At 32.9% G+C, this 23018-nt stretch carries 23 protein-coding genes; 3 read left to right on the forward strand and 20 right to left on the reverse strand.

Going from position 1 to position 23018, the window contains the following annotated elements; all coding sequences use genetic code 11:
- Window positions 1-162 precede the first annotated feature (162 nt).
- From FF52_RS12200 to FF52_RS12210, 3 genes are all read left to right on the forward strand, one after another.
- Complete coding sequence (locus FF52_RS12200) at window positions 163-1590, forward strand: MATE family efflux transporter (RefSeq protein WP_008465854.1); 1428 nt, start codon at window positions 163-165, stop codon at window positions 1588-1590.
- Window positions 1591-1671: 81 nt separating this feature from the next.
- Window positions 1672-2214, forward strand: coding sequence for a DUF6934 family protein (locus tag FF52_RS12205; RefSeq protein WP_008465856.1), 543 nt, complete (start codon window positions 1672-1674; stop codon window positions 2212-2214).
- A 16-nt stretch (window positions 2215-2230) separates the two neighbouring features.
- A complete protein-coding gene (locus FF52_RS12210) occupies window positions 2231-2443 on the forward strand; it encodes a hypothetical protein (RefSeq protein ID WP_008465857.1) in 213 nt (70 codons plus the stop codon).
- A gap of 57 nt (window positions 2444-2500) precedes the next feature.
- Here FF52_RS12210 and dusB read toward each other — a convergent pair whose 3' ends face one another.
- The 20 genes from dusB to FF52_RS12310 all read right to left on the reverse strand — a co-directional run bounded on the left by dusB (window position 2501) and on the right by FF52_RS12310 (window position 22998).
- Window positions 2501-3493: a tRNA dihydrouridine synthase DusB gene (dusB, locus tag FF52_RS12215; protein WP_008465858.1), complete on the reverse strand. Its 993-nt coding sequence runs from the start codon at window positions 3491-3493 to the stop codon at window positions 2501-2503.
- Window positions 3494-3640: 147 nt separating this feature from the next.
- Window positions 3641-4930, reverse strand: a complete 1290-nt coding sequence (locus FF52_RS12220) for a phenylacetate--CoA ligase family protein (RefSeq protein ID WP_008465859.1) — start codon at window positions 4928-4930, stop codon at window positions 3641-3643.
- Window positions 4927-6591, reverse strand: a complete 1665-nt coding sequence (locus FF52_RS12225) for an acyl-CoA--6-aminopenicillanic acid acyl-transferase (RefSeq protein ID WP_008465861.1) — start codon at window positions 6589-6591, stop codon at window positions 4927-4929. The genes FF52_RS12220 and FF52_RS12225 overlap by 4 nt, the downstream gene beginning before the upstream one ends.
- Before the next feature lie 6 nt (window positions 6592-6597).
- Window positions 6598-8115, reverse strand: a complete 1518-nt coding sequence (locus tag FF52_RS12230; RefSeq protein ID WP_008465863.1) for a phytoene desaturase family protein — start codon at window positions 8113-8115, stop codon at window positions 6598-6600.
- Complete coding sequence (locus FF52_RS12235; RefSeq protein ID WP_008465865.1) at window positions 8115-11789, reverse strand: 1-acyl-sn-glycerol-3-phosphate acyltransferase; 3675 nt, start codon at window positions 11787-11789, stop codon at window positions 8115-8117. The genes FF52_RS12230 and FF52_RS12235 overlap by 1 nt, the downstream gene beginning before the upstream one ends.
- A gap of 89 nt (window positions 11790-11878) precedes the next feature.
- Window positions 11879-13054 carry a DUF2062 domain-containing protein gene (locus FF52_RS12240; protein ID WP_008465867.1) on the reverse strand — a complete coding sequence of 392 codons (1176 nt, stop codon included), beginning with the start codon at window positions 13052-13054 and terminating at the stop codon, window positions 11879-11881.
- 16 nt (window positions 13055-13070) lie between these two features.
- Window positions 13071-13556 carry a hypothetical protein gene (locus FF52_RS12245; RefSeq protein ID WP_008465871.1) on the reverse strand — a complete coding sequence of 162 codons (486 nt, stop codon included), beginning with the start codon at window positions 13554-13556 and terminating at the stop codon, window positions 13071-13073.
- 2 nt (window positions 13557-13558) lie between these two features.
- Window positions 13559-13930, reverse strand: coding sequence for a 3-hydroxyacyl-ACP dehydratase (locus FF52_RS12250; RefSeq protein WP_008465872.1), 372 nt, complete (start codon window positions 13928-13930; stop codon window positions 13559-13561).
- A gap of 5 nt (window positions 13931-13935) precedes the next feature.
- Complete coding sequence (locus tag FF52_RS12255; RefSeq protein ID WP_008465873.1) at window positions 13936-14547, reverse strand: outer membrane beta-barrel protein; 612 nt, start codon at window positions 14545-14547, stop codon at window positions 13936-13938.
- A gap of 2 nt (window positions 14548-14549) precedes the next feature.
- Entirely contained in the window at window positions 14550-15137 is a 588-nt protein-coding gene (locus FF52_RS12260) for a porin family protein (RefSeq protein WP_008465874.1), read from the reverse strand.
- A gap of 37 nt (window positions 15138-15174) precedes the next feature.
- Window positions 15175-15810, reverse strand: coding sequence for a hypothetical protein (locus tag FF52_RS12265; RefSeq protein WP_008465875.1), 636 nt, complete (start codon window positions 15808-15810; stop codon window positions 15175-15177).
- Window positions 15776-16402, reverse strand: a complete 627-nt coding sequence (locus FF52_RS12270; RefSeq protein ID WP_008465876.1) for an outer membrane lipoprotein carrier protein LolA — start codon at window positions 16400-16402, stop codon at window positions 15776-15778. The genes FF52_RS12265 and FF52_RS12270 overlap by 35 nt, the downstream gene beginning before the upstream one ends.
- Window positions 16403-16522: 120 nt before the next feature.
- Entirely contained in the window at window positions 16523-17299 is a 777-nt protein-coding gene (locus FF52_RS12275) for a polysaccharide deacetylase family protein (protein WP_008465877.1), read from the reverse strand.
- Window positions 17296-18360: a beta-ketoacyl synthase N-terminal-like domain-containing protein gene (locus FF52_RS12280; protein ID WP_008465878.1), complete on the reverse strand. Its 1065-nt coding sequence runs from the start codon at window positions 18358-18360 to the stop codon at window positions 17296-17298. The genes FF52_RS12275 and FF52_RS12280 overlap by 4 nt, the downstream gene beginning before the upstream one ends.
- On the reverse strand, window positions 18360-19556 hold the full coding sequence (locus FF52_RS12285; protein ID WP_008465879.1) for a beta-ketoacyl-[acyl-carrier-protein] synthase family protein: 1197 nt from the start codon (window positions 19554-19556) through the stop codon (window positions 18360-18362). Before FF52_RS12285 ends, FF52_RS12280 begins: the two co-directional genes overlap by 1 nt.
- A gap of 139 nt (window positions 19557-19695) precedes the next feature.
- Window positions 19696-19953 (reverse strand): phosphopantetheine-binding protein, encoded by a 258-nt coding sequence (locus tag FF52_RS12290; protein ID WP_008465883.1) that lies wholly within the window; start codon window positions 19951-19953, stop codon window positions 19696-19698.
- A 2-nt stretch (window positions 19954-19955) separates the two neighbouring features.
- Window positions 19956-20573, reverse strand: a complete 618-nt coding sequence (locus FF52_RS12295; protein WP_008465884.1) for a hypothetical protein — start codon at window positions 20571-20573, stop codon at window positions 19956-19958.
- Window positions 20574-20588: 15 nt separating this feature from the next.
- Window positions 20589-21227 (reverse strand): hypothetical protein, encoded by a 639-nt coding sequence (locus tag FF52_RS12300; protein ID WP_008465886.1) that lies wholly within the window; start codon window positions 21225-21227, stop codon window positions 20589-20591.
- Between the two features lie 5 nt (window positions 21228-21232).
- Entirely contained in the window at window positions 21233-22381 is a 1149-nt protein-coding gene (locus FF52_RS12305) for a beta-ketoacyl synthase N-terminal-like domain-containing protein (RefSeq protein WP_035691469.1), read from the reverse strand.
- Between the two features lie 116 nt (window positions 22382-22497).
- Window positions 22498-22998, reverse strand: coding sequence for a hypothetical protein (locus FF52_RS12310; protein ID WP_008465890.1), 501 nt, complete (start codon window positions 22996-22998; stop codon window positions 22498-22500).
- Window positions 22999-23018: the final 20 nt, after the last annotated feature.

The raw sequence follows: 23018 nt of genomic DNA on the forward strand, positions 1-23018 counted from the left end.
AAAAATATTACTTATATTTAACGCCTTGAAAATCTACAGCATATGATTGTTTCTGCCTAATCCTATTTTATTTTTTAGAATAATTAGGATACTTACGTTTTACTTTTTAGTTCAGATTGAAAATTACATCTGGACCAATTTTATCATTTATCCTAAATAATCATGACAGAAACAACTATAAAGAAAAGCTTCTTTTCTAAAATTTTTACCACTTTAAAACAAGCCTTAAAAGGCGATGATTCATTTGATTATACTTCTGGAAGTATAAAAAAAGCTGTAATTCTATTAGCCATTCCGATGGTTTTGGAAATGATGATGGAATCGGTTTTTGCTTTGGTCGATTTATATTTCGTCGGACATTTGGAACACAGCAGTTTTGCTATTCAGACTGTCGGTTTGACCGAATCGGTATTGACTGTAATTTATTCACTTGCGATCGGAATGAGCATGGCCGCAACAGCAGTTGTAGCAAGACGTATTGGAGAAAAAGATCCAGTTGCCGCTGCAAAAGCGGGAATGCAAGCCATTATTGTAGCTTTTGTTATTAATAGTGTAATGAGCATTCTCGGAATTATATACGCAAAAGATATTTTGATTTTAATGGGTTCTTCTGTAGAATCTGCCGAACATGGTTTTCGATTTACTCAAATTATGATTGGTTCTAGTTTATGCATTATGCTTTTGTTCTTAATAAATGGAATTTTTCGCGGAGCTGGAAATGCTGCAATTGCTATGAAAAGTCTTTGGATTGCCAATATTTGCAACATTATTTTATGCCCGATTTTAATTAATGGTTTTGGACCAGTTCCTGCTTTCGGACTGGTTGGCGCTGCTCTGGCAACAACAATTGGAAGAAGTATCGGGGTTTTATACCAAGTCTATCATTTGTTTTTTGGCAATAGCATTTTAAAAATCAAAATACCATATTTCGCTCCAGATTTTACACAGATAAAAGCTTTAGTAAAAATTGCGGCACCTGGAATTTTACAATTTGTAATTGCTTCTTGTAGCTGGATTTTCTTGGCGCAGTTAGTTGCAACAACTGGTGGAGACCACGGTTCTGCTGGATATCAGACTGCTTTGAGAATTATGATGTTTTTTATTCTTCCTGCGTGGGGATTGAGCAATGCCGCCGCAACTTTGGTTGGTCAAAATCTAGGAGCCAAACAAATTGAACGTGCCGAAAAATCCGTTTATGCAACCGCAAGATATAATGTAATTTTCATGGCTTCGATTATGATTATTACTTTGGTTTTTGGACAATATATTATTTCGTTTTTCACGAATGATCAGCAGGTCAAAACCATTGCGATTGAAGCTTTGCAGATCATGAGCATAGGATTTATTTTCTACGGAATTGGAATGGTTTTAATCAATACTTTTAATGGAGCTGGAGATACTTGGACACCAACAGGAATTAACTTCTTCGGGTTTTGGCTATTTCAAATTCCGCTGGCTTTTGTTTTAGCGAAGCATTTCAATATGGGACCAACAGGAGTTTTTATTGCCATTCCTGTTGCAGAAACCGCAATTACTTTAACTGGAATTGTTTTCTATAAAAGAGGAAAGTGGAAGAGGGTACAAGTTTAGTTTGTAAATAAAAGTTTTGTTAAGTCAAATAATTTTTTGTAAGAAAAATACCTTAATTTTGTATTGTAAAATTTGTTTTTTATGATTAAAATTAATTTAGAAGATACGTTTGAAGCCACATATGTAAGTCCCAATTTTGACCAATATATTTTTGAATCGCAATTAAAGGATAATACAATAACTCCACTTAAAGTTAAGTTTACAAACATAGCTGAATCATTACTACCTAATGTTTATAATTTGGCTTTTGGTCCATTTGATGCAAATGGAAAAATAAATGATTCTGTAAATCTTAAACATAAGGATAGTAATAAAGTGTTTTCGACAATCATTTTGTTTTCGATAACTTTTTTAAAAAACAACCCTCATATCTCAATTGGCATTGATGGTTCAGATGATTTACGAGCAAATCTATATCATAGAATGTTTAGATATAATTATAAAAACTTGAAAGATTTTCTGGTAATTATTGGAGTAGATTGGTATGTAAGATTACTTCGAAACGGAACAATTGAACTAGATAATAATGGATTGGCATTTTTTAAACCAAAACCTGAACCTTTTGATTTTCAAAGAAAAACTAATGATCTTTATAGATATTATATGTTTAGTTTAAATCAATAATGTTTAAATTTGCTTTATGAAAGATTCTATTCAAAATAAGATTAATAAAATTCAGGAAATTGCTTTAGCTTCTGCTTCGGAGAAAAATATTGCAAACAGCAGAGATGTTATGGAATCAAATAATAACGATAACCTAACTAAATCAATTCGAAATGAGAAAGAAGCAAAATTATTTTTTTCTGAACTAAAATCAGCTATTGATTTAGCCAAAAGAAATGCATTAGAATAATTTTGGTTAAAATGTATATAAAAAAAGACCTTCAAAGTTGAAGGTCTTTTTTCTGTTTTAAACAAATTCATATCCTGCATAAACTTCCTCGATTTCTTTCATAATAGCGAATAAATCTTCAGGAGCATCTGTGGTAACTAGTTTTTGTTTGAATTCTTTAAACGAATGAATTCCTTTGAAATAATTAGTATAATGACGACGCATTTCTACAATTCCTAAGCGTTCGCCTTTCCATTCCATAGACCATTTTAAATGATTTCTTGCCGCTTCAACACGATCAATAACCGTTGGTGCAGGTAAGTGTTCTCCTGTTTTGAAATAGTGTTTGATTTCGTTAAAAATCCATGGATAACCAATAGCGGCACGGCCAATCATAATACCGTCAATTCCGTATTCGTTTTTATATTGTAATGCTTTTTCTGGGCTGTCGATATCGCCATTTCCGAAAATTGGCATTGTAATTCTTGGGTTGTTTTTGACACGAGCAATATGCGACCAGTCAGAATGGCCTTTGTACATTTGTGCACGAGTTCTGGCGTGAATTGTTAAGGCTTGAATACCAATGTCTTGAAGTCTTTCTGCAACTTCATCAATGTTGATAGAGTTTTCGTCCCAACCTAAACGGGTTTTTACCGTAACAGGCAAATCAGTTCCTTTGATAACCGCTTTGGTCAAACGAACCATCAAATCGACATCTTTTAAAACTCCAGCTCCAGCGCCACGGCAAACAACTTTTTTTACCGGACAACCAAAGTTGATGTCTACTAAATCAGGTTTTACAGTCGAAACAATTTTAGATGACATTTCCATTGCTTCTTCATCACCACCAAAAATCTGAATTCCAACAGGACGCTCGTAATCAAAAATATCCAGCTTCATGCGGCTTTTTATAGCGTCACGAATTAATCCTTCCGACGAAATAAATTCAGAATACATTAAGTCAGCTCCGTGTGTTTTGCATAACCTGCGAAACGGCGGATCGCTAACATCTTCCATCGGTGCTAATAATAAAGGAAATTCGGGTAATTCTATGTTGCCAATCTTGACCATCTTCGTAATTTTTTGCAAAATTACAACTTTTCTTCGAATTGGCGTGATATTGAGTGCAAAGTGACATAGTGACAAAGTTGCAAAGGTTTTATACTCAGGGCCTTTTCAACTTTGTATCTTTGTATCTTTGTTTCTCTGTCACTTTACTTAAGTTCGATAATCAAAAAATCGAATTGGTTTTCGGCTCATTGGATTAAAGACCAACGGATTTAAAACTTCTTTTGAAGCAAATTCTATTTTTGGCGTAACTCTTAATTTGGCTCTAAAATGATCTTTTATTTCCTGTAAAAATTCTGGGGTTTGATTTTTAACGGCAATTTTAATTAGGATTTCATCGGTACCTAAATCGTTTGTAGAGATTTCAATCAAATGATTTTCGATATTGTCAAAACTGCTCAAAACATCGTTCATCGCTGGCGGATACAATGTTGTTCCTTTATATTTAATCATTTGTTTTTTGCGACCAACAACTGGTCCAACGCGTAAAGTATTTCTGCCACAAGCGCAAGGCTCGTCATGAAACTGAACCATATCGCCTGTTTTGAAACGCAGTAAAGGCATCGCCTCAATTCCTAAAGTAGTAAAAGTAAGTTCTCCAGTTTCTCCATTTTTTACAGGCTGATTATTTTCGTCTAAAACTTCTACAATGATCAATTCTGGATGATGATGTCCGCCTTTTCCATGTTCGCATTCTGTAAAAGCAGTACTCATTTCAGTAGAGGCATAAGTCGAAAACAACTTAATATTCCATTTATCTGTAATTTTTTTGGATAAAATATTCATTGAAAAATCCTGTTCTCTCAAAGATTCTCCAATGCAGATGGCACCTTTTATGCTCGAATTGTTATAATCGATTCCGTGCATTTCGGCGTATTCAATTAATTTCAAAAGAAAAGAGGGAACTGTAATCAGATAACTCGGATTGTATTTTAAAATCGAATCCCATTGCATTTCTGGAATTCCGGCTCCAACACGAATTACGCCAACTTTTAATTTTCGAAGGCCTAGAAAATAAGCCAAACCAGCCATAAATTTTCTATCGATTGTCGTCATCAATTGAACAACATCGCCTTCTGCAATTCCGGCACAGGCAAAAGAAATAGCTTCATTATAAGCCAAACGATCCAAGTCAGAATCGGTTAAACCAAAAGTTACAGGATCTCCTAAAGTTCCTGATGTCGAAGCGTAATCAATAATTTTATGTTGCGGAACACACAAAAAATCATCATTGTATTGCTGTAAATCTTCTTTGGTTGTAACAGGCAAATGCTGTAAATCTTCCAGCGTTTTTACCTTTGAAATATCAATATTCTGTCCTGCAAAAAGTCTTTTATAAAAAGGAGAATTTTCGCCGATATAAGCTAAAAGTTCGGCTAATTTTTTTTCTTGAAAAATTTTAATCTCTTCTAAAGAATCTTTTTCTATTGCTGGAATCATTGTACTTTTCTTTTGACTTTTTTTAAATATTTTTCAATCTCTTCTTTTTGCGGAACTGTAGTGATTTCGTGGCTTAAAGTTTTTTCAAAATTAAGCTTTGCCTGAAGAAATTCCTTTTTTTGGTAAAAGTACAATCCTACCTTATAATATACAACCCAATAATTAGGGTTTAGTGCTTGATACTGCTGAAGGAATTCTGGAGAAACAGTTTCTTTCTTTTTTAAAATCGAGTCCATTTTATGATCTTCTATTTTGAATTCTTTAAAATTCTGAAAGGCAGTTGTTTCTAAGAAAGGATCTTTAGCAATGTTTAAATTTTCCTTTTGAAAAGATTTTGCTGCATTTTTGTTTTCTCCAAAAATTTCATTTAAATCATAACAGACAAACTCGCCCAATTGAAATGGATTTGCCGAAACCCAAACCAATTTTTCTTTTGGTTTAAATATAATTCCGTGATGGGCAAGCAATTGATTGAGCGCTTTTTCATTTCCATATCCTAAAGAAATGTCCTTTAAACCTTCTTTGTTTCGAAGGATTTTCGAAGCAATTTCAGGATTTACTTTTGGATTTTCAGATAGCAATTCCTGCATTCTTTCATAACGATATTCAGAATGGCTGTTCGCAATTTGTTCGAGATTTCGCTTATCATTCTTAAAAGAATCGCCCTGAAAATGATTTGAACAAATTAATTGATCGCTATTTGAAACATTATAAACGTCCATTTTATTTGGCGAAACTTCAATTAAAATCGCTTTGTTGTCATTGGCACTACCAACCATAATCGATTCAGAGACAAATACTTTTCTTTTTTTTGTAATAGAAATCGCTTCATCCAAATTTTTGGCGTGCTGTAAAATTTCTCGGGTCAGAATCGAAATAGGAGTTTTCGCGCTAAGCGGAATTTTAGATTTTGAAGCATTAATAGTAACGGTCAACCCTTCATAATTCATTCCAGAAACGGCGCCAATCATTCCAGGCCACGTTACCATCATAAACGGATAACCTTCTTCTGGTTTTATAAAGGCCGCAATTTTATTTTCCGCGAAAGCGTCATTCACATAAAAATCAAAATTTCGAGCTAGAATTAAATTTCCATCTTCCGATTTTTCATTCCAAGCAGCAAAAGAAGAACAGCCAACCAAAGCCAGATCTTGCAAAGCGTGTCCAATATCGTGCGCTGCATGCAGATACAAACTGCGCTGATATTGCGGTGCGATATTATTAAAATCATTCGAAGTATATTGCGAAACGCCATAAATCTCCGTTTGATATTCGTCGGGAACATTCAAATACAATTTTCGATTGTACCATTTAAGAAATTGGCGAAGCAGCTTTTGCTGAAATTTTGACGGAATTAAATCGGTAATTTTAGAGAAAAAAATGCGTTGTTGTGTGTGCAAAAGCGAATCAGTCAAAGCACCAGTAGAAAGTCCAATTTCGAGTGGATCACCTTCTACATATAATTCCCAAAGACCTTGTTTGTTTTTTAAAAGCGAATTTTTTCCAGAAAGAAAAATGCTGTCTGATAATTTTTGTACAATGGGTTTTGTATTGTTGAAAGCGGTAATATCAGGCGTATGTTTTTTTGATTTTGAAGTACCGCAGGAAATCAGCAAACTAAAAAAACCGACGAAGAAAATATATAGGATGCGGTTTTTCATAATAATTTATTCAGATGCTTTTTTAATTTTTTCCAGCAGATATTCTTTTCCTACAATTTCAGAGCAAGTTATGACCGCTCCAACTGTAACACCCAAGACACCGTGCATATTAATACTTTGGCCTGTAAGATAAAGATTTTCTATTTTAGTTTTGTTCGGAATCAAAGTTTTCATTGGATTATTTGAATCTTTAACATATCCGTACATATTTCCACCGTCTCCACCAATGTAATCGCGGTAAGAAAGTGGCGTAGAAGTATGAACCGATTTGATGCAATCTTTTATGCCTGGGAATTTTTTTTCGATTTCTTTTAAAAGCTTTTCGGCTTTTTTGGCTTTGAATTCGTCATAACTTTCTCCGCGATCATTTTCTTCGAAAGTAGTGTTGAAAGTGTTTTCCCAAGCTTTGACATCATCATATTTCATATAGGTCAAAAATGTCATTCCGTCTGCCCATTCCTCATCTTTTTTTGACGGATTCATACATGCCATAAAGGTTTTGGGCCATGAATTTTCATCGTATTCGTGTGCGGTCCAAACATCATTTGCACTTTTAAAATGGTAATAATTATGATTGATGTATTTGAAAGTTTTAGGTTTAAAAACAATGTATAAACTAAAAGCAGAAAGTACGTTTTCGAGATTTTGAATTCTATTGAAAAATGGTTTTCTAAAATTTTCCTGACCAGCCATTTTTAAAGTCGTTTTCGGTTCGATATTCGAAATAAAAAACGTTCCCGAAACCTTGGTTCCGTCTTTCATTTGTACCGAATTTACCTTTTGGTCTTCAACTTCAATTTTTGTGACTTCTTTATGTTTAAAAAATTCGCCTCCAAATTTTTTAAGTTGTTTCAGTAATTGTTTGGTAATTTGGCTTCCGCCATTTATACAGCGCCATGAACTTTCTATGTAGGAATTGACAATAAGGGCATGAACATAAAAAGGCGATTTATCAGGAATTCCCGCATAGAGAAAATTAGAACCTGCCAAAACCGCTTTTAGCTTTTCATTTTCAGTAAAAGAATCGATGGTTTCTTTCGCGTTAAGCATTAAAATTTCATCGTCATATTTTCCTTGAGATTCCAGATTGTAAAGCGGAAATGTTTTGCAAACCGCTTTTATTTTTTGGCAATAACGTTCTAGATTTTCTTTTTCTTCAGGAAAATATTGAGTTAGGTTTTCAATGAAATTTTCGAAACCTTGCGCATGCGGATATTCGGTTTTATCGTCATCAAAAGAAATCATATCAAAACCATTTTCGTCCATTTTTTTCAGATTCAAATGATCTATTATTCCAATATATTTGAAATATTGATGAAGATTTTGGCCTTCGCCTAAACCTCCGATATAATGAATTCCCGTATCAAAAATGGTTTTATCTCTTACGAAAGTCTGCAGATTTCCTCCGTATTGATTGTTTTTTTCGAGTACACAAACGCTGTAGCCTTCTTTTGCCAGAATAACGGCAGAAACTAATCCGCCTAAACCGCTGCCAATTATAACTACATCGTATTGTTTTTTCATTATTTTTTCTTTAAAACTAATAAAGCATTTTCTTCAGAAACAATTTCAAAATCCTCAAACTGATTTCTTAAATGGGTACAATTCACTAAAATTATAGAAGCAACATTCGAAATTACTTTCACAATTTCATTTTGATAGTTTTCATCAGAAACCAAAAGAACATCATAATGATTTTCAAGTGCCGATTCTAAATTGTCGAGATAAAATATTTTTCTCTTTGTAACAATATAATTCGTTTTGGCAACCAGCAATTTTTCTTCATCATTTATAAAAGAAAATATTTTTCGCTGTGGTTCCTGTAAAGCCAGTAAAACATCCAATTGCCCAAAATCGTTTGCTAAATGTAGGATTTTTGCTTTTGGCTGAATGTATTTGTTTAAGCTGTAATACCTTTCTAGATTTTGTTTTAAATCCTTTTTCACGCTATTTCCAACCTCGATTTCTTTATAGTCGTAGCTGTTAATAAGCATTTTTTTGAAATAATCAGGACCTTCAAGTTCTTGTCTTATTTTGCGGTATTCAGCTTTAAAGAAAGTGCTTATTTGCTTGGTTCTTTCAATATAATTGGCTCCAAATGAAAAATTATCTGGCGTGATTCTTTCTAAAATGGTAACCGTCAATTTTCCGTGATGAATGACAAAATCGCCTTTCGGAATTAATTCTGACGCGCCATGAATTACAATAGGAATAATATCTATTTTAAATTCTTCGGCAAGGAAGAATGCTCCTTTATGGAATCGTTTTACCACATTATTTTCTGATCGCGTTCCTTCTGGAAAAACCATCAAAGAATATCCTTCGTTTACTTTTTTACGCAAATGTTCTACTCCGCCTTCAAGACCTTCAGAAACAGGATAAAAACCTGCTTTTCTCACAACACCGCCAAAAATGGGAGAGTTGTAAACCCAGTCGCTTACCAAGAAAATGATTTTTGGACTTAACATTCCGATGGCTAAAATGTCCAGAAAAGAAGAATGATTAGCAATAATTACGGCTGGTTTTTCGAAAGTTTCATTGAAATTATTAATGACTTTTTTGCGAATAAACGGATTTGAATACAAAACCGATTTCATGAATTTTGAAATCACATATCGGAAAGTTTTCATTTTTGATTTTTTGCTGAAAGGCAAAATCGGCATAATCGTAAAACTGAAAATCGACATTACGATTCCGCCCAAACCATAATACGCAAATGAAATTACGCCATGAACAAAAGTTCGCAATTGAAAAGGCGGATTTCCTTTTTTCGGGCGATTGGATAAAAACAGTTTGAATAAAATCGGATAGAATATAAAAGTAATAATCAGTGCTGCAAAAACCCCGATTAATGAAACTAGTGAAATTGAAGTAAGTGCAGGATGTTTGGCAAAAATCATCGCGCCGATTCCCAAGATTGTCGTAATTACCGCCAGAATAATTGAGGTTCTATAAATGGCAATTTCGTTGACTCCATTGGTGTATTCTTTTTGCAACGCACTGGTCATGAAAATACTAAAATCGACTCCATGACCAAAAATTAAGGTGCAGACAATCATACTGAAAATGTTCATCTGAATGCCAAAAATGCCCATAATTCCAGCAGTTACAATTCCGGTCAAAGCAATTGGAATACAGCTTATGATTACCAATTCGATTCTTCGGAAAAAGAAAAATAGAATTAAAATTACCGCTACAAAAGAATAATTTACAAGCGAATTGAAATCGGTTTTTAGATTGCTGAAAAACGTTTCGTTCATCTGCTGACGATCAATTGCAATTACGTTTTCTTTTGCGGAGGCCGATTTTACAAAAGCATCTCGCTGTTTTGGCGATACTTTTACTAAAGTTGAAATGGTATAAAAACCATTTTTTTCGGTTATAAATTCTTGTAATTGAAGTGCTTTAATTTTTAAAAATTCATCTGCCGAAACAGGCTTGAAGTCAAAATCTAAATGATCAAAAAATAAATTGTAAGTTGTGGGTTTAAAGCCAAGTTTTGAACCTTCAGCAATTAATTCTGATTGTATGAATTGCTTTTTTTGCGGAGTCCAAAACGAATTCCACTTTTCAATTTTTTCGATTTGTTCTTTTTGAGCAAGCATAATTCCGCCAACAGAACTGAAATTTAAAATTCTCTCCTGATTTTTTTCTTTGGATAAATCGTCAAAAAGTTTACTGTTATGTTGCAAAGCTTCTTCCATAGTTTTTCCGTAAGAAGCAACATAAATTGTTTTGGAAGTTAAACTCGTACTTTCTTCCAACTGTTTTTCGGCCGCTTTAATTTCTTTCGGAATAAAATTTAGCTGTGATAAATCGTTATTAAAACCAACATCATTATAAGTGAAACAGCAAATTATGGTAATGATAACACAAAGTGCGATTAAGATTTTATTATTGTGAAAAGAAAAATGAGCCATTTTATCGATCACATTCTTTTTATGATCTGCAGGATTTTCTTTTGGTTTGTATAAATGCGGAACAATTAAAAGCGAGAAAACAGCAGAAGCCATAACGATAACGGCGGCAAAAATTCCGAGATCATTCAGCGCATCCGATTTTACAAAAAGCAGACATAAAAAAGCAACGGCAGTTGTAGAGCTGCTCATAATAACAGGCATTGTAATGTCTTTGTACAAAGTCTTTACATCGCTGTTATGTTTGTAATGTGTGAGAATATGAATGGAATAATCAATCGTAATTCCGAGTAAAATAGAACCGATTCCTAATGAAATTGCTGAGATTTGTTCTCTAACGAAGTATAGGAACGCAACCGCAAACAAACCTCCAAAAACTGTCGGCAAAAATATAATCAGCGGAATTAACAGTTTTCGATAAAATAAAATTAGGATTAGCATTAAGGTAAACATCGCAATTGAAGTCGTGAGAATAATATCTCCCTTAATTTGTTTAGCATTGGCAACGGCAATTAAAGCGGAACCAAAATAACTGACAGAAGTTTTTCCTTTAAACTGTGTATTTAAATTTTCCTGAATTGATTTTAGTTTTTCAGCAAAAATGGTATTCTTTTCTGTCTCGCTAGATGGAATATTGGAAGTGATAAAAAGCAATAATTTCTTTTTATCCTTTGTCATTACAAAACCATTTTCAAGCGTAAAATCGTCTCCAATATTTAATTGCTGTAATTTTTTTAAAGCGATAAAAGAAATCCCAAACGGATCTTGCAGAATAAAATCTTTGGTAATAAATCCAGACGGAGAAATAATCGATTTGTAATTTCCTTGAACGGTTGCTGCAATACTGTCTTTTTGGAGTTTCTTTTCGATAGCATCATAATCTTTATCATCTAGAAAAAGCGGCAAATTATTGTAAACAAAATCAATAGTTTCCTGAATGTTTTCTTCGTCAATTTTTCCTTGAATTCCCGTTATGTATGGTTTGCAGGATTTGGAAACGCTGTCTGAAAAAATGGTTGCCATTTCCTTCAAATCATCTGCAGAACCATTTTTATCTAAGCTAAAAATTACGGTGGTTTTATCGGCAAAGTTTAATTGTTTTAAAACTTTGGCGGTAACATCGGTTTTGTCGTTTGTTGGAATAAGCTTGGTAATGTCTTCTTCAAACTTTAATCTTGAAGCGAAAAATCCAAAAACCAAAAGCATCAAAATAGCCAATAGCATCGAAAGAGATTTTCTTCGATTAACAAACAAATGAATGGCGTAGAAATATTGATGCATGATTATCGCTTAAGTTTTTTAAGCCACGAATTTCACGAATTTTCACGAATTAATTTGTGCTAATTTGTGAAATTCGAAGGAAACATAGCTTAAATATTTGTTTTGTTTTTAGAACTAAAAGCCGTTAAAAGCAAATAACTTATAAAGCCAACTGATAGTGCTGAAACGGTTGCTAAAATAAGACTTCCTACGATATATTGCGTAGCATTTTTTTGAATATCGTCAAGAGTTATTGAACTGTCCAAAACCAGTGGCGTTTCGCTGCTGACAAAAACACTCCCAACTTGAAGCGAAGCATAAATAATAAACGGTATAAAAGGCGGAAAACTTACGTTTGAAGTGAGATAAGCAATGACTTTGTTAAGTCTGAACAAAGCTGCAAACGTAAAAAGCAATACGGTCTGAAATCCCCAAAAAGGAGAAAGTCCGATAAAAATACCAAGCGCAATTGCAGCTGATTTTTTAAAATTAGAATCGTTGCTTTCTAAAATATCTTCTAGAAAGAATTTTTTAAAACCTTTTTTTTTTGCTCTTCTAAAAAAGTCTCTTGGTTTTATATACAGCAAGGCATTGGTCACCAAAACCGTATTTAAAATGCTAATTCGGGTAAAATCTTGAAACGGACGAAAATGCGAAACTCTTTCAGCAGGATCATACAAAACCTGAATCGGAATGTTTTTTACCACAATTCCTTTCCATGCTGCACGCACAATAACTTCGATTTCAAATTCAAATTTATTAGTGAAAAAACGTTTTGGAAGCAATCGAAGCGGATATAATCTAAATCCAGACTGTGTATCGTCTAGCTTGATTCCAGTTTCAAACTTGAACCAAAAGTTCGAAAACTTGTTTCCGAAACTGCTTTTCTTCGGAACATTTTCCTGTGTCATATTTCGGCTTCCAATCAAGAGAGCGTTTGGCTCGTCTTGTATTGCTTTCAAGAAAACAGGAATATCAGCGGCAAAATGCTGTCCGTCAGAATCGATTGTAATGGCATATTCAAAACCCATTTCCAACGCTTTTCTAAATCCATTTCTTAGCGCTCGTCCTTTTCCTAAATTTTTAGGATGATGAATTTGAGTCACTTGCGAATACGATTTTAAAATTTCGGTAGTAGAATCAGTCGAACCGTCATTGACAATGATAATATTTGTGGTGAAATCTAAAATAGAATCCAGTACTTTTTTCAGTGTTTTTTGGTTATTGTAAGTAGGCACAATAACGCAAAAGTGAATCGAACTAAGTAATTCTTGCTGTGATTTCATGTGGTATTTTTTGAGCTTACTTTACAAATTGTTTCTCTTTTTCAGAGAAACTTTCAGATTGTAAAACAAAGTCTTTAAGATAATCTTTCAAAGCGGCACCTTGTGATGCATAATACGTTGTTATGAATTTTTTATCTTCTTTGATATTTTTCTTATAACCCGTAATAGCAGGAACATCTTGCTGAACGCTTAATCGGATCATTCGCATTTCAATATTACTTGGGTCACTTTTTATCGTTGCTTCAAGCAATTTTGCACCTTCTTTAAAACGATCCATTTTTTGCCTTAATTTCTTTTCAAATTTAGAATCTACTAAAATTGAAGCTGCTTTGTAAGCTACTAAAATTTTATCATCGTTATTTGAAACTCCAGAAAGTTTTGCGACAAAATCTTTGGCATTGCTTTCTGATTTTGCTACATCAGCATACATTTTGCGGATCGAAGCCAAATCTGGCGTTCCAGCAAAACTAACCCATAAAAGGAATGTCAATAATAGTTTCATAATTATATTTTTTTGTACACATTACTCAATTTAAGAGCTGTTGTGTCGTTAAAGTAAGTCGTGTTTTTAACTTTTACTAAACCGTCTTCAGTTGTTGTAACATCAAGCTCCAATCTTAATTCTGGTGTAACTTCAGGATTAATAAGTGCCATAAATTTTACATTCGCCAAAGACTGAATCATCAATGAACTTTTGGTAATCGATTCTGTAAGTTCTTTGATAATCTGAATCATGCAAACACCAGGCATAATAGGATTTCCAGGGAAATGCCCTTTAAAAACCTCATGTTTTTCATTGACTAAAATGGTAACAATATATTTTGAATCAGATATTTTTTCTTCTGATAGTATTTTATAAAAATCTTGTAAAATCATATTTTTTATTTTCCAAATGAGTAGGAAACTCCTAACTGAAAATTAATATTTGTGTTATAATCTCCAAATAAATAATAATTATTGGAGTCATTTTGATAATAATCGCTGCTTAAAACATCAAGCAGACCTTTTTTAAATCGAGCTTCAAATGTTAATCCAGAAGGCAGAGCATAAGCAACACCCAAAACCAAACCAAGATCATTTTGTGCTTTTCTAACCGCAAGATTATCATTTAATAAAATATCTAAAGTTGGTCCCGCTTGAAACTGAATTCCTTGTGGCAGAGTAAATTTATTGATTACAGAAAGTGACAAATAATTGATATCCAAATCTAAATATTCTACCTTATTGGTTTGACTAGCTTCGTCATAATAATTTCGCGCAACATTATTAGAACCTTGTCTGCTATAATTAATTTCTGGCTGTAGCGAGTAAATTTTTGTAATCTTAATATCAGTAAAACCACCAGCATAAAAATCAGTTTTATAATCGGCATGCATTTCAGAAATGGTCGAAAAACTAAATCCCGCTCTTAAACCAGGTTTCGCCGTTACTTGAGCCTGAATATTTAAAACCGTAAAAAAAACAGCAAAAAAGAAGAATATTCTTTTGTTCATTTTTATTTTGTTTTAAACGTATAACTAATACCAAGCTGGAAAACCTGATTTAAAATTACTTGATCATAATAATAACCATCGTCGATTCCATCGTAACCATAAATATCAATTAACCCTTGTTTGAATCGAGCTTCAAAAGTTAAACCATTTGGCAAAGTATAACCAACACCTCCAACAAATGAAAGATCGTAATCTTCAGGTTTAGTGTTTACATAATTATCACTAACTTTTAAATCTAAAGATGGCCCTGCTAACAGATGAAAACCGCCACCGTTAAAGTTAAATTTTGCAACCGCTCCAAGTGTTATATAATTCAACTCATACTTTTCAGAATAATAACGACCATTTTCAAAGTATCTTCCTTCATCACCTTGTCTTGAATAATTTAATTCTGGCTGAACCGAAAAAAATCTATTGAATTTAATATTTACCAATCCACCAACATAAAAATCAGTTTTAGAACTGTTATCATCAATATTGCTTAGTGTTGATATATTCAAACCGCCTCTAAGTCCAGGGCTAACTTTTACCTGCGCTTCTGCCTGGATTCCGATTAATAAAACAAATGCAAGTACAACAAAATTTCTCATTTTTAATTGATTTAAAGTTTATGGTTTGTTTAATTTTCTATTCTGATTTGAAATAATTCAGCTCAATTTTCAGTTTAATATTCTGATGGATGATTTGGATCTTCTCAGCAAAAATATTGTTTTCTGAATTGAAAAGTAGTGTAAATTTTTCTTTTGTTTTAGAAGCATGAACGATCTTTTCTAATTTCTGATCTTTTTTGGAGATAAAAATATAATTGTCCCGTTTTCCATCTGCCGATTTGTAAATGTCATTTGAAGAGTTTTCAAATTGTTCCTGAATCGGATATTCTTTCTTTAAAAGCAGTCTAAAATCTTCTTTTAAAGTGTTGATCAATATTTTTCTATCTAATTCTGAAACAATAGAATTGATTTTAAAATCGGTTTCTGAAATTTCAAAATCCATCAATTTATTTCCGAATTCGGTAGTAAAAACAATTCGGTGTGTCGTGTCGTTTATTTTCTTGGCAATGAAAATTCCAGACAATTCATTTCCGTAAACACTGATATTGGTTTTATAAACATAGTCGGTTTTTGAATCTGTGAAATACGGAACGGTATAAGATGTTTTATCTAATTTTTTAGGCGTATAATTTTTTGTGACTGAGTCGCAAGAAATTAAAACAATTGCCAGAAAGTAATTAATTAGTAAAAACTGAATCGTCGATTTTTGCATTGATCACTTTATTTTTAAGTACAATTCTAGTATAATCTTCAGATGATTCTAACAGTTTTACCTGAACAACAGTTGCTTCTTCTTTATCAAAAGTCAGTTCAATTTGTTTAATATATTTTTTCAGCGTCGCATCTTTCGGAATGAATTTCGCCAGATTCTGACCTTTCAATTTAAAATACGAAATCGTAAATTCTTTGTCATCAAACATATTTCCGCTTACGCTTCCCACAATTAATTTATTGATTCGAGCGAATATTTTACTGTTTCCGATATCAACGGCGCTTTTCTTTCCTTCGTCATTAATTAAAATTTTCCCGTTTTTGAAAGTAATGCTGTAGTTGTACGGTTTTTTATATTGCCATTGAAGTAAAGCTGGTTCTTTAAAAACCATTTTTCCTGAAGTTTCAATGTCTTTCGATAAAAAGTCTAAATGCTTGTACTGAACAAAATCAGTAGTTAAGGTTTTGATTTTTTTCGCCACGACATTCACGTCTTGCTTAAAAGACGCGATTTCGGCATCGGTCATTTTTTGTTCTTGCGCGAACAAATTGCTAGATATAAATAGAATGAGTAATGCTATTTTAGTTTTCATATTTTTTCAAAAATGTGCTTATTATTCTGCCCACGAATTACACCAATTTTCACGAATTTTAATTTAATAAAATCCGTTTTTATCCGCGTCTTCGCGAAAGCGAATCTGTTTTATCCGCGTTCAATTTTCATAAGCTTTAAGATTCAAAAGTTCTTCAATCGAAACGACTTGATAATTATTTTTTTGTAAAAATTGCAAAAACTGTTCCAAGACTAAAACAGAATGTTTTCCTGTATCATGCAAAAGTACAATTCCGCCGGGACAAATATGTTTAATTAACCGATTGAAAATTAATTCCTGATCTTTCGTTCCTCCATCAAGAGAACGGATATTCCAGCCAATTGTTTTATGTCCCGTTACTTTTAAAGCTCTTCTGATCGAAGGCGTTGTAACTCCATAAGGCGGACGAAAAAAGTTTATTTTTCTAGAAGTGAATTTTTCTAGAAGCGTGTCTGTTTTCTGAATTTCTTCGGTTATTTTTTTAGCATTATAAAAATCAAAAAATTTAGAATGCGAGTACGAATGATTTCCAACTAAATGACCTTCGGAAATTACTTTTTGAAGGATTTCAGGATGCGTTTCAATGTTTTTTCCAATGCAGAAAAAAGTCGCTTTGACATTGTATTTTTTCAGAAGCGCTAAAACGTCCAAAGTATAAATGCTCGGACCGTCATCAAAAGTAAGCGCGATTTTTTTTTCTGTTTCGAACGGATTACTGCAAAATGCTTTTACATGATAATTGGAAGAAATTCGTGCAGAACCAAAAGCATTTATTCCAATCCAAATTAGAATTATAACAATAAACCACAGAAAATGAATTGCGATGTAAAGATTCAGAAGAAACAATAAAAGCAATAAAAAGATAAAAAACAGCGATATGTTTTTGTGCGTTATCATTTTGACAGCAGCGTAAAACTATGGTTTTTTCCGTTTAATTGATTATATAATAAAATTGTTTTGTAATCTGATTTTTGGATCGCATTTACTTTTACAATTTCTGGAATTTCCTGATTTTTCAAAATTTTAGCAGCCATCCAAAAAGCAAAAGCAGAAGCTGTATCATATTCGCCACTCAAATGTTTGTAATATAAAACAGGAGTTTGGGCAAACGAATTTTCGGCAAGATTTCTATAATAATTCTCAAAACCAGCATTTCCGTCAAAACCTAAAATAACCGCATCAACGTCTGAAATTTCTACATTATTTGATTTTAAGAAAGAAACAGCAGCTGCTTCAACCTCATTTTCTTCCAAAGTATTTATTATAGAAACATCAAGAAGTTCAGCATAAGTGTTTTCTTTTTTCTCGTTTTCTAAAACAAAAAAACTCGCGCCCTCACCATAAACTGCTCCGCTTGTAGTTGAGTTCAAAACATCATAAGGAGCCGAATTGTCTTTTTTAATACGTCCATTTAATTTGAAAAGGGCAGTAGTATAATCTCCATTTTCATCAACACCGCCCACTAAAATCGAGTTAGCTTCATCTTCTTCAATCTGCATTTTAGCATCAATAAGAGCCGATTCAAAAGAAACTGCTCCGTTTACATACGTAAAATTATAACCTTTACATTGCTGTAAAAGAGCAATCTGCGCACCAACTGTGTTGTGGGTTGATTGAATAAAAGAAGTTGGAGTTAAAAATTCTTCGTTATTATCTAAAATGCTTTTCAGGAATTTTTCAGAATCTTCAATACATCCTAAACCTGTTCCGGTAATAATGGCCTCAACGCTTTCGACATTGGCATCTTTCATGGCCAAAGCCGAAGCTACGATTCCGTTTTTTACACCTTTTGCCATGCGTCGGCTGGCTGCTGGCGAAATATAATCTTTGTAAGCTGGCGGAACAATTGCGAGTACATTTTCGTCGTGATTAACATTGGCATCTTCCAAAAAAACAGTATCAAATGTTTTTTGAGTCGAAATACAGCCTACTCCATTTATATATGTTTTTTTTGTCATTAGCTTTTTGAAAATATAAGAGTTGAACAGTTTCCTCCAAAACCAAAAGAGTTGGATAAAACGTGTTCGATATTTTTATTTTTTAATGAGATTTGCGGTTTCAAATCAAATTCTTCCATCGGAGTTTCAAAATTTAAGTTTGGATAAACCACATTATTTTGAATAGCCAAAACGCTGTAAACGGCTTCAATCGCAGCAGCAGCCGCTAAAGTATGTCCTGTAAAAGGTTTTGTAGAACTAAAATCTGGAACTTTTTCGTTTTCATAAATTCGAAGTAAAGCTCTTCCCTCAGATAAATCGTTGTTTGGCGTTGCCGTTCCGTGAACGTTAATGTAATCAATTTCAGAAGGTTTTAAACCCGAAACATCAAACGCTTTTTTCATCGCCAAATAAGCGCCGTCTCCATTTTCTGAAGAAGCAGTTTGGTGAAAAGCGTCGTTTGCATTTCCGTAACCCGAAACTCTTGCCAGCACCTTTTTGTTTTGCTTTTCAACAATTTCATCCGATTCTAAAACCAAAAATGCAGCAGCTTCTCCAAGATTTAATCCTTTTCTTGTATTGTCAAAGGGTTTGTTGTAATCGTCAGATAAAATCATCAGAGTCTTAAATCCGTTGATGGTGAATTTTGCCAAAGCATCGGCTCCGCCAACAATTACGCGATCTAATTTTCCCGTTTTGATCAATCTTGCACCCAACATAATCGAATTGGCGGCAGACGAACAAGCGGTACTTATGGTTGTTACCATTCCTTTTAAACCTAATTCTTCGGCAATTTTTTCAGCAACATCCCCGCCATCGTGACACGTGATATATTTAACCAGTTCTGTTTTTTCAAAATAATCGTAATAATGTCTTTCCGTCATGTCCATTCCGCCAACGCTTGTCGCGGAAATAAGTCCCGTTCTAAATTCATTTATGTCGGTAATGCCAGCATTTTCAACAGCTTGTTTTGCTGCCAAAGTGCCAATCATAGCGGTTCTCGAGAAATTATTATCCTCATTTAATTTCAGTTCATCAATAAGATCTTCGTTGGTTTTTTTGATTTCGCCAACTTTAATTATATCTGCGTGAACAGTCGAAATATTTTGAATACGAGAAATGCCGATTTTGTTTTCGGTCAGCGAAATATAATTTTCCTCAACCGAATTGCCAATCGCAGAGATAATTCCCATTCCCGTTATTGCAACACCTTTCATTTTTAGACTTCTTAGATTGTTAGAATTTTAGACTTCTTAGATTTTTTTAGACTGGCTTAGAATTTTAGATATTAGACTTCTTAGATTTTTGGAAAACATTGTCTAAGAAGTCTAAAAATCTAAGTGAGTCTAAGAAGTCTTACTTCGTTCTGTTAGCGCTGATATACGCTGCCATAGTTTCGATTGACTGGAAAATCGCTTTTCCTTCTTTCGGGTCAACCAATTTAATTCCGTAATCTTTATCTAAAATCACGATCAATTCAAGTGCATCAATCGAGTCTAAACCTAAACCGTCTCCAAACAATGGATCGTTATCAGCAATATCTTCAACTGCGATATCTTCAAGGTTTAAAGTCGTTATGATTTTATTTTTTAATTCTTCTTTTAATGCTTCCATGATTATTTATTGTATAATGTATTGATTGTTTCGTTTTTATATTTTGCGTTTTCGTCTGCACTTATGATGCAAAGAAACGCTTTATAACTCTCATTAAAAAATTCTACCCAGCCACACAAAACAGAATCTGCTTTATTTGTGTTTAACAAAATCTCCGAATAGTTCGACAAAAATTCGGCATTGAAAGCATCAAATATAAAAAAAGAATTTTCACTTTTCAGCTGATGGCGTATACTTATTTCGCCCAAACAAATATTTGGTAGCGTATAAACAAAGACCGCCGGACTCGGATAATAGTTTTCTTTGTCTGAAATAGATTCCTGATATTTTACATCGGTATCTAAACTTGACGATTTATTGGCCAAAACTAAAGCGATATTATTTTCTTGCTCTGTTGAGGTTATCGGACTCAAAAGCAATTCTGATCCTAAAAAAGCCAGTTTGCTTAAAGCATCCATTTTAAAAAATTTTGGATATTGCATTTCAAAATTACGATACGCTTGTTTAGAGAAATCTGCAAAATCGGTTGGTTCAATTTTGAATACAGAAGTTCCGTTCAAAACAATTTCGTTATTTTGAATGGTGATGTAGGATTGTATGTAGGTTTTGTTTTGAGTCATTTTTTAAATCAGAGGCTAATTTATTCGTTTTATAATTCCAGTTATACGTGTTCGATCTAATAAATTGCTTTTATAAACATAACTTCCATCTTCTAGAATTTCGATGATTTCGACATTCATTTTTTCACCAATTAAGTATTCTAAATTCTTATCACTTACTTCTAAATAAGTAAGCACATAATTGGTGTCATTTATCCAATCGATTTTGTATTTTGAAAAACCACTCTGATTTTTTTCTACTTGAAATTTTTCGTCTCTCTCTATAATTATATCAGAATAGGCACCATCATTATATTTAAATATACCCTTTTTGAATTCTTTACACTTTGAAATTTTAGATTCTTCAAGTTTTTTATTTTCAAACCTTGCATTGATAAATCTAAATATAAAGTCATAACAATTGTTTCGTAATTTACTGTCAGGATAATATTCTATTCCTTTTCGATAAGCTACAACCTGAGCAATATTTTCTTGATTTTTATAAGTTGTTTTTTCTGGAATTACAACAACAGAACTTGTTTTCCCAAGATTATCAACACAAAAATTTACTGTCAACAATTCTATAGAATTCACATCATTAACGAAAAATTCATCTTGAATTTGTGCACAAGTATTTAAATAAAAAAACAAAAAGAGAAAAGTAATTATTTTCATTTCAATTATGAATTAAAATTCACCTTCTCAAAAACCACAGCCGTATTACAACCTCCAAATCCAGAAGCCGTTTTCAAAAAATATTCAATAGTTGACTCTATGTTTTTCTCAATCACATTGATAGCTTCACTAACCCCAATTTCATCGAAACCTTTTGATTCAAAAAGTTTATTTTGATTAGCAGATTCTATCGCAATTACGGTTTCCAATAATCCTGAAGCACCAAGTGTATGGCCGTAAAATCCTTTCAAACTATTTACAGGAACATTCTGTAAATCTAAACGAGTTAGAGCAATTGCTTCCATTTCGTCATTATAAGGAGTTGCGGTTCCGTGAGCTGAAATATAATCTAATTTGTTGGCTTCAATTTGAGCTTCTTTCAAAGCATTCTGAATACTTCTAAACAAACCTTCTCCCGTTCTTGATGGACCCGAAATATGATTGGCATCGTTTATCGAACTGTCGCCAATCACTTTTATTTTAGCAGTTGCCAGATTCGCTGAAACTAAAACAGCTGCTGTTGCTTCGCCTAAACTTACACCCGTTCTATTTTTAGAATACGGTTTGCAAGGCAGTTCGCTCATCGCCTGAAAAGCATTAAAACCAGACAAAACAAATTCTGAAACTTCGTCGCCCGCCACCACAAAAACATTGTCGTAAAGTTCAGATTGAATCATTCTTTTGGCAACAGAAACCGCTAAAATTCCAGAAACGCATGCATTTGAAACCACAATGGGTTGAGTCTGGAATCCGAAGAAATTGGCAACGTTTTTAGCTAAAACATCTAAATGTGCGTTGTTGAAACTTTCTTCAGAATCATTTGCTAGAGCGGTTACATTTCCTTTTGTGGTAGAAAGTATAAAAGTGGTTTTTGAATTTAATTCTACGTTTGAATTTTTGATAATAGGTTCTAAAGCCAAAATCATTATTTTCTCTAAACGAGAATATTTTGTCTCAGTGCTGATTTTTGCAAAAGCACTGTTTATTTTTTCATCAGAAATAATCGAAGCATAAAACGGATTCGGCATCAAAGAAACATCGTTATGAAGCTGAATTCCAGAATCACCACGAAGAATGGCGCTGATATTAGATTCAACATCAAAACCTAAAGGTGTGATGCAATTTGTTTCTGTGATGTATATTTCTCTTAACATTTTAAATTTCGATTTCTCCTGCAAGGTTTTTAAAACCTTGTAGGTATTTATTTTAAAGCTTTATCTGAAAAAAGGTTTCATGCAGATTTTACAGATTTAAGCAGATTTAATTACTCTTATTGTCTAACTTCCATTCTGTCTTTATAGTTTAGAAAATTAGAAAACTCCCGAACTACTGCTATTATTTCTTCAGATGGATAATCTAGATCATCCAAATTTATTGTTTTTGTTTTTGAATCATTTCTGTGAATAACTAAAATTGTCGTTTTTCTTCCTCTTTGTTCTTTTCGTGTACTTAATTCAACAAACTTAATCTGATTCCAATCCCAAAATTTTAAAGGAGAAAATGGTAAGATTGATTTTCGCATCCATATTCCTTTATTATTAAAATTTAGTATCGGATCATCGTCAAAAAGATTAATCCAACTTAAAAAAGCAATAAAAATGGATATAAAGAAGATGATATTGTATAAAATATTTGAATTAAATTTCTTCCAATGAAGAAGTTCATTTGGAAAACTACAAAAAATAAAAAATGGAATAGCGGTAAAAATTACTATTGCAAAAATTGAATTTAATAAAGATCCTTTTACTGTTACTTCTTTTTTAGTATTCAAATTATCTAAAATTTTATGAA

Source organism: Flavobacterium sp. F52, assembly GCF_000278705.1.
GTDB lineage: Bacteria > Bacteroidota > Bacteroidia > Flavobacteriales > Flavobacteriaceae > Flavobacterium > Flavobacterium anhuiense.

Coding starts and splice junctions, on each gene's coding strand:
- FF52_RS12200 (WP_008465854.1), top strand. CDS start 163: ATGACAGAAACAACTATAAAGAAAAGCTTCTTTTCTAAAATTTTTACC.
- FF52_RS12205 (WP_008465856.1), top strand. CDS start 1,672: ATGATTAAAATTAATTTAGAAGATACGTTTGAAGCCACATATGTAAGT.
- FF52_RS12210 (WP_008465857.1), top strand. CDS start 2,231: ATGAAAGATTCTATTCAAAATAAGATTAATAAAATTCAGGAAATTGCT.
- dusB (WP_008465858.1), bottom strand. CDS start 3,493: ATGGTCAAGATTGGCAACATAGAATTACCCGAATTTCCTTTATTATTA.
- FF52_RS12220 (WP_008465859.1), bottom strand. CDS start 4,930: ATGATTCCAGCAATAGAAAAAGATTCTTTAGAAGAGATTAAAATTTTT.
- FF52_RS12225 (WP_008465861.1), bottom strand. CDS start 6,591: ATGAAAAACCGCATCCTATATATTTTCTTCGTCGGTTTTTTTAGTTTG.
- FF52_RS12230 (WP_008465863.1), bottom strand. CDS start 8,115: ATGAAAAAACAATACGATGTAGTTATAATTGGCAGCGGTTTAGGCGGA.
- FF52_RS12235 (WP_008465865.1), bottom strand. CDS start 11,789: ATGCATCAATATTTCTACGCCATTCATTTGTTTGTTAATCGAAGAAAA.
- FF52_RS12240 (WP_008465867.1), bottom strand. CDS start 13,054: ATGAAATCACAGCAAGAATTACTTAGTTCGATTCACTTTTGCGTTATT.
- FF52_RS12245 (WP_008465871.1), bottom strand. CDS start 13,556: ATGAAACTATTATTGACATTCCTTTTATGGGTTAGTTTTGCTGGAACG.
- FF52_RS12250 (WP_008465872.1), bottom strand. CDS start 13,930: ATGATTTTACAAGATTTTTATAAAATACTATCAGAAGAAAAAATATCT.
- FF52_RS12255 (WP_008465873.1), bottom strand. CDS start 14,547: ATGAACAAAAGAATATTCTTCTTTTTTGCTGTTTTTTTTACGGTTTTA.
- FF52_RS12260 (WP_008465874.1), bottom strand. CDS start 15,137: ATGAGAAATTTTGTTGTACTTGCATTTGTTTTATTAATCGGAATCCAG.
- FF52_RS12265 (WP_008465875.1), bottom strand. CDS start 15,810: ATGCAAAAATCGACGATTCAGTTTTTACTAATTAATTACTTTCTGGCA.
- FF52_RS12270 (WP_008465876.1), bottom strand. CDS start 16,402: ATGAAAACTAAAATAGCATTACTCATTCTATTTATATCTAGCAATTTG.
- FF52_RS12275 (WP_008465877.1), bottom strand. CDS start 17,299: ATGATAACGCACAAAAACATATCGCTGTTTTTTATCTTTTTATTGCTT.
- FF52_RS12280 (WP_008465878.1), bottom strand. CDS start 18,360: ATGACAAAAAAAACATATATAAATGGAGTAGGCTGTATTTCGACTCAA.
- FF52_RS12285 (WP_008465879.1), bottom strand. CDS start 19,556: ATGAAAGGTGTTGCAATAACGGGAATGGGAATTATCTCTGCGATTGGC.
- FF52_RS12290 (WP_008465883.1), bottom strand. CDS start 19,953: ATGGAAGCATTAAAAGAAGAATTAAAAAATAAAATCATAACGACTTTA.
- FF52_RS12295 (WP_008465884.1), bottom strand. CDS start 20,573: ATGACTCAAAACAAAACCTACATACAATCCTACATCACCATTCAAAAT.
- FF52_RS12300 (WP_008465886.1), bottom strand. CDS start 21,227: ATGAAAATAATTACTTTTCTCTTTTTGTTTTTTTATTTAAATACTTGT.
- FF52_RS12305 (WP_035691469.1), bottom strand. CDS start 22,381: ATGTTAAGAGAAATATACATCACAGAAACAAATTGCATCACACCTTTA.